This is a genomic window from Blastopirellula retiformator (assembly GCF_007859755.1).
Classification (GTDB): Bacteria; Planctomycetota; Planctomycetia; order Pirellulales; family Pirellulaceae; genus Blastopirellula; species Blastopirellula retiformator.
Map to the genome: position 1 here is coordinate 1,085,603 of NZ_SJPF01000002.1, position 6,597 is coordinate 1,092,199.

The window sequence follows — 6,597 nt, forward strand, 5'->3', positions numbered from 1 at the left end:
AATCCGCCAACCAGGAGCCGCAGCCGCGTGAGCATTTTGGACAACTATCCTCAGTTGGACGTGATCGCCGTCGGCGCTCACCCGGACGATGTCGAAATCGCTTGCGGCGGAACGCTCGCCAAGCTGTCGCACCAAGGTTACAAGGTCGGCATCATCGACCTAACCGACGGCGAACCGACGCCCCGGTCGCCGGGACCGGAAGTCCGCATGGCCGAAGCGAAAGCGGCGGCCGAAACGCTGGGCGTTCATACGCGGGTGACGCTCGACCTGCCGAATCGACGCCTATTTGACAACTTTGAGTCGCGGGTTGCCCTGGCGAAAGAGTTCCGCAAGTTTCGTCCCAAGCTAGTGATCGGATTCGGCGGTAAGACGCCGCTCGCTTCGCCCGACCATTGGCAGGCGATGCAAATCACTGACGCGGCGATCTTTTATTCGCGGCTAACCAAATGGGACGAGCACTTCGACGGCTTGCCGGTTCACACGATTCCCAAGCACATCTACTTCCGCCTGGTCTTCGAGCCAATGGAACATCCCGAGGCGCCCGGCTCCTTCGTGGTCGACATCGGCGATACGCTCGAAACGAAGATCAGCAGCGTCCGCTGTTACGAAACGCAGTTCCCGCCGGAGAAGGATTACGTCTTCGACCGCGTCCGGGGCGCGGCGTCGCACATTGGTACGCTCGCCGGATTCCAACATGGCGAACTCTTCCACACCACGCGGGCCATCGGCACAACCGATGCGATGAAGTTCTTGTTTCCGGAGTAGAGACGCATGTCGGTTGAATTTTGCTCTGGCGATATCTTTGCAACTCCGGAGGATGTCGCACTCGCGCATGGTTGCAACTGCGCTGGCGCGATGGGGAAGGGAATCGCCGTGGAGTTCAAACGACGCTGGCCGGCGATGTACAAGCTCTACAAGGCTCGCTGCCAGGACGAGACTTTTGGTTTAGGGGACGTTTTTCCCTGGCCAGATCCCGCCTCTCCCCGAATCATCTACAACCTGGGAACGCAGCGGTCTTGGCGCACAAAAGCGACGCTCGCGGCGGTCGAGGCCGCGATCACGAACCTGCTTGCCGCCGCCGCAGAACATCAATCCACCCAAATCGCGTTGCCGCTGATCGGCGTTGGACTGGGAGGCCTTCCCGCCGCAGAGGTCAAACTGCTTCTGCAACGGGCCGCCAATGACTCGCCGATCCAGTTGATCGTTTGTGAAACCTTTGAGTCAGGCAAAACGCCGACCTGTCTTTAGACAGGTCGCTATCGCTTGGCGACTTCCACATCCGACGCAAACACGCAACGCTCCGGCTTTCCGCCGGCGACCGAATAGAGACGCCCTTTGGCGGCGACTTGATCGCCGACGCCGCAGTATTTCAATTCGGTCGTCTGCAAGTGAGCGGTCGCTTCGTCCGCCAGCAGGAAGGTCAACTTCCGCAGTTCGCCGGTCGCCGTCTGCACGACCAGCGTCTTGCCATGCAGACTTTTCACAACGCCAATGACGTTAACGCGATGTCCTGGCTCAGCGGCCGGAGGAGCAAAGTCGCCGGCGTTGCTTAGCACGTCAACCGCGTCGACCGGGGCGACGCCATGACCTTGCGGGTCGATTTCGCCGAGAAACCGGACCAGCATGCCCGGCTTCAGCAAACGGGCCGGCACATCGCCGGTGACCTCAATGTGAGAAACGCCCGCCGGATGAGTGATGATCATCGCCGGTTTGCCATCGGCCTGCAGAACCATCAGGCTGTCGGGCTTTACCTGCAGTACACGTCCTGCGACCGACGTCTCGGGCAGCGCGTCGATGCTCAGCTTGTTCTTTTCGACCGGAACGGTAATCGACTTGTTGGTGCCGCCACACGCCCCCATTCGCCACAGATTTTGGTAACGCGCTTCCAGCGCCGCCGAACGAAAATAAGTGGGCCAGTGCAGCGTCCCGTCGGACGAGACCGGCGGCAGGTCATCGACCGGCTTGGCGTAGGGATCGTACCGCCCCAATTGGGCGAACAAATTGGAAGCGAAACAGCAAACGCCAACGGCGACAACCAGCGACGCCATAAGTGAACGAAACATGATGGGGTGTGCCTTGGGGGTTGGTGGCAAGATTGGGGTGCGAGGGAAGGGGCTCTTGATTTAGTAAACACCGGCGGCGATGTTCCGTAAATAAACGTGAATGTCTTTTAATGTTGGGGAAAAACGGAGCGAATCCGCCTGCGGCATTTTCTTGATCACCTAACAGTCCGTTGATTTTCTCGACAGACTGCGTGATCGCAGGGATGCGATCCCAAAATAACGACATAGGTCGTTATTTTGCGAGCCGCGAAGAGCTATGCTCTGAGCCTGGCGAGGTTGAAAAATGCCACGATGGCATTTTTCAACAGGCAGCTAAGCCACAGCGATAGAGAGCGATATATTTCCCCTCCGCCCCTTCTTCAGGTACATTAAATCTCAACCCGCCAATCCCTCTTCCCGTATGGATATCACGAATGATCATGCCAACTCGACGACTACTGGGCGCTTTGTGTGCGTTGGCTTTGCTGGCCGCTCCGCTTGCGGCGGGCGAACTGCAGATGAAGCTTCGTTTTCAACAGGAAACCGAGCCGCAGAGTGGGCAATATCACCGGCTAACCCGCGACGAAGCCTGGCAGCCGGAGAAGACGGCGATCATCGTGTGCGATATGTGGGACCTGCACCACTGCCAGAACGCGGTGCTGCGGGGCCAAGAGTTTGCGCCGCGGCTGAATGACTTGCTGAAGCAGGCCCGCGACGCGGGGGCGACGATCATTCATGCCCCCAGTGGCTGCATGCAAAAGTACGCCGATCATCCGGCTCGCAAGCGGGCCGAGCAAACGCCCAAGGCGGCCGACATTCCGGCCGACATCAACGCATGGTGCCACAAGATTCCGGCCGAAGAGAACGGAACCTATCCGGTCGATCAGTCGGACGGGGGCAACGACGATGAACCGCAGCAACATGCAAAGTGGGCCGCCGAGCTAACGGCGCAAGGCCTCGACGCGCACATTCCTTGGTCGAAGCAGACCGACCTGCTGACGATTGACGCCGAGCGCGACTACATCAGCGATAAGGGGGACGAAGTCTGGAGCATCCTCGCCCAAAGAGAAATCGACAACGTCATCCTGACCGGCGTCCACACCAACATGTGCGTCCTGGGGCGTCCCTTCGGGCTGCGGCAACTGTCCAAGAACGGCAAGAACGTCGTCCTGATGCGCGACCTGACCGACACGATGTACAACCCGGCCGCGTGGCCCTTCGTCAACCACTTTACCGGCACCGACCTGATCGTCTCGCACATCGAGAAGTTCGTCTGCCCGACGGTGACCAGCGACCAGATTTTGGGAGGCGAGCAGTTCGCGTTCGCCGAAGACAAACGCCCGCATGTCGTCATGGTGATGGCCGAAACCGAATACGAAACCGCCCAGACCTTGCCGAAGTTTGGCGGCGACTTTCTCGGCCGTGATTTCCGCGTGACCTACGTCTACGGTAGCGCAACCGACCCGAACAGCCTTCCTGGCCTGGAGAAGGCCCTGGCGACGGCCGATGTGCTTTTGATCAGCGTCCGGCGTCGCGCTCTGCCGGCAGAGCAGTTGGAAGCGGTACGCAAGTATGTCGCGGCCGGCAAACCGATGGTCGGCATTCGCACGGCGAGCCACGCCTTTGGCCTGCGGGGGAAAGAGCCGCCGGAAGGGACCGAGACGTGGGAAGAGTTTGACGCCGAAGTCTGGGGAGGATCCTATAGCAATCACTACCCCAACGGCATCAAGTCGATGGTCGAAACGGTCGAAGCCAACGCTGCACATCCAATCTTGCGGAGCGTCACGCGTGAGCCGTTTCCGCAAGGTGGATCGCTTTACCAGACCGCCCCGTTGGCTGACGGCACGACGATGTTGCTGGCCGGCAAGATCGAAGGCAAACCGGCCGAGCCGCTCGCCTGGACGTTCCGCCGCGCCGACGGAGGCTGGTCGTTCTATACGTCGCTGGGGCACAAAGACGACTTCACCAACAAGTCGTTTCAGCGACTGCTGCTCAACAGCATCTACTGGGCGGCCGGCCTGGAGGTCCCCAATCACTTCGATCTCAGCAAACCGGCGCCGCCGCAACGGAAAGGTTAGCAGGCACTTCCCTTCTATGCGACTTGTCCCCTGCTCTTTCGCCAAGCATGGCCCCGCCATCCAGGCGATCTTCAATCATGAGATCGCCCACTCGGCCTCGTTGTACGAGGAAGAGCCGCGCTCGCTCGCAACGATCGAAGCTTGGTTCGCCGCCAAAGCGGCCGGCGACTGGCCGGTGATCGGCGCCGAGGATGACCAGAGCCGCTTGATGGGCTTTACCACCATGGGCCCGTTTCGCCCCCATCCAGGCTACCGCTTCACTGCCGAGCATTCGATCTACATCGAGACTGGATCTCGCGGGCAAGGCTTGGGGGGCGTTCTGCTGCAAGAGATCATCGCCCAGGCGATTACCCGCAAGCTGCACTCGCTGATCGGTGTGATCGACCAGGCGAATCAAGCGAGCGTCGCCCTGCACCAGAAACATGGCTTTGTCCTTTCCGGCGTCTTGCGGGAAGCTGGCAACAAGTTCGACCGCTGGCTCGACGCCGGCTTCTATCAGTTGATACTGCCGACGTCCGCAGCACCCAGCGAAGAGGCGCGTCCACACTAACCCGAGTGTGCAAGCCGAGGGAATGTGGTCGCGGTCTTAGAACCAGGTGCGCACTGGCGATTCGTGGTCCACCTAGCGGCCCCGACGCAGAGTTGCTCAATTCTTCCCTTATGCCCAGCGAACCGTTAAGTTTTCCGCCGCTTAGCTAGGTTTGGCATTCCGATTGCGTTATCCTGAAAGAAGCCGATTTGGCCTGATTTCGCCCAAAAAATGGGCAATAAGCGCACGTTCAAGGAAGTCCGATGATCACAACGGTGCAGCAGCACATTCTGCAAGAGCAACGACGTTTCCCCCATGCCTCCGGCGAATTCTCCTGGCTTCTCTCGGCAATCACGCTGGCGACCAAAATGATCGGCAACAAGGTTCGATCGGCCGGTCTGACCGACATCCTTGGCGCCGCCGGCGAAACCAACGTGCAAGGCGAAATACAGCAGAAGCTGGACGTTTACGCCAACGAAGTGCTGCTCCATTGCCTCAGCACGCGGGCCAGCGTCGGCGTGCTGGCTTCGGAAGAAAACGAACACCCGAAGATCGTCGGACACGCATCCGATCAGGCGAACTACGCGGTCGTGTTCGACCCGCTCGACGGTTCTTCCAACATTGACGTCAACGTCAGCGTCGGCACGACCTTCTCGATCATGCGGCGTCCCGAAGGCGCCAGTTGCGAAGAGCCCGAAAAGTGGTTGCTGCAGCCCGGTACCAAACAAGTCGCCGCCGGTTACGTCGTTTATGGCTCGTCGACGATGCTGGTCTACAGCGTCGGCCTGGGCGTCCATGGCTTTACGCTCGACCCGTCAATCGGGGCCTTCGTGCTGAGCCATCCCAACATCAAAATGCCCAAGCAGGGCAAGTACTATTCGGTCAACGAAGCGTACGCCGCCTCTTTCCCGGCGGGCTACGCCGAGTACCTGCAGATGCTGCGGGACGGCCAATTGAACCACGCCTACAGTTCCCGCTATATCGGCTCGATGGTCTCCGACTTCCATCGCACGATGCTCAAAGGGGGCATCTTCCTCTACCCGCTGACCGCCGACAATCCGGAAGGCAAACTCCGCGTCCTGTACGAGGCGTTCCCGATCGCATTCCTCTGCGAACAAGCGGGCGGCAGAGCGTCGGACGGCGCCAATCGTCTATTGGACATGGAACCGACCAGCATTCACCAGCGCACGCCGATGGTGGTCGGCAGCGAGGTCGAGATGGAACTGTTTGAGAAGATGGTCGCCAGTGGCGAGATCGCTTCTTTGGCTTAAAGAGTGATCAGGCGGTCGACTAACTGCCTGTTGAAAAATGCCATCGTGGCATTTTCCAACCTCGCCAGGCTCAGAGCATAGCTCTTCGCGGCTCGCAAAATAACGACTTACGTCGCTATTTTGGGATCGCATCCCTGCGATCCAGCAGCCCGTTGAGAAAATCAACGGACTGCTACGTGGCAAAACGTGTGGATTGGCGTTGGTCATCCCCCAAAGTCTCCAGCTTCCCCCAGGGGCGATTCGGTCGCATTGTGCCGGTTCTAGCGGATTTTCGTTAAAACCAGGCCGACCCGATTGCCGAAACAAAGAGCAGCGGAACCGTCGTCGAGCGTCGGCCGCGCTACGGTTTCGTGGAAGCAAATATTGATTTTGGGGGGAAACGATGTTGAAGCGCATCGTCTTGGGACTAATTGTCGCGACAGCATTGCTATCAGCGACCCAATCGGTCGAAGCTCAAGAACGCGCCTTCGGTCGCGCTTGGGGCGGGACCTACGGTACGTATGACTGGGAGCGGTTCTACCACTATCCCTACGTCTACTACCCGCAAAACTTCTACGGCGAAGAGTACTACAAGAGCAGCGACAGCCTGTACTATCGCTATCCGGCCGAAATGCGAATTCCGGTCTACAACAAAGGGTGGCAAAACTACTACCCGAACGGCCGCCTGTACCACAGCG

The 6,597-nt window shown here is 59.4% G+C and carries 7 protein-coding genes; 6 read left to right on the forward strand and 1 reads right to left on the reverse strand.

Annotated features, from left to right (window positions below; all coding sequences use genetic code 11):
• Window positions 1–27: 27 nt before the first annotated feature.
• Complete coding sequence (locus Enr8_RS11665; protein ID WP_222434852.1) at window positions 28–765, forward strand: PIG-L family deacetylase; 738 nt, start codon at window positions 28–30, stop codon at window positions 763–765.
• A gap of 6 nt (window positions 766–771) precedes the next feature.
• On the forward strand, window positions 772–1,248 hold the full coding sequence (locus Enr8_RS11670; RefSeq protein ID WP_146431591.1) for a macro domain-containing protein: 477 nt from the start codon (window positions 772–774) through the stop codon (window positions 1,246–1,248).
• Window positions 1,249–1,256: 8 nt separating this feature from the next.
• On the opposite strand, the gene Enr8_RS11675 is transcribed toward Enr8_RS11670, so the two are convergent.
• The gene (locus Enr8_RS11675; RefSeq protein ID WP_146431593.1) at window positions 1,257–2,063 is read right to left on the reverse strand and encodes a hypothetical protein; all 807 of its coding nucleotides are present in this window, start codon (window positions 2,061–2,063) and stop codon (window positions 1,257–1,259) included.
• Between the two features lie 419 nt (window positions 2,064–2,482).
• Here Enr8_RS11675 and Enr8_RS11680 point away from each other — a divergent pair, with 419 nt between their 5' ends.
• From Enr8_RS11680 to Enr8_RS11695, 4 genes are all read left to right on the forward strand, one after another.
• The gene (locus Enr8_RS11680; RefSeq protein ID WP_146431594.1) at window positions 2,483–4,120 is read left to right on the forward strand and encodes a ThuA domain-containing protein; all 1,638 of its coding nucleotides are present in this window, start codon (window positions 2,483–2,485) and stop codon (window positions 4,118–4,120) included.
• 16 nt (window positions 4,121–4,136) lie between these two features.
• Window positions 4,137–4,670, forward strand: coding sequence for a GNAT family N-acetyltransferase (locus Enr8_RS11685; RefSeq protein WP_146431596.1), 534 nt, complete (start codon window positions 4,137–4,139; stop codon window positions 4,668–4,670).
• A 242-nt stretch (window positions 4,671–4,912) separates the two neighbouring features.
• On the forward strand, window positions 4,913–5,920 hold the full coding sequence (fbp, locus tag Enr8_RS11690; protein WP_222434853.1) for a class 1 fructose-bisphosphatase: 1,008 nt from the start codon (window positions 4,913–4,915) through the stop codon (window positions 5,918–5,920).
• A 382-nt stretch (window positions 5,921–6,302) separates the two neighbouring features.
• Window positions 6,303–6,597 (forward strand): calmodulin-binding protein (locus Enr8_RS11695; protein WP_146431597.1); only part of this gene is annotated, 295 nt, incomplete at its 3' end.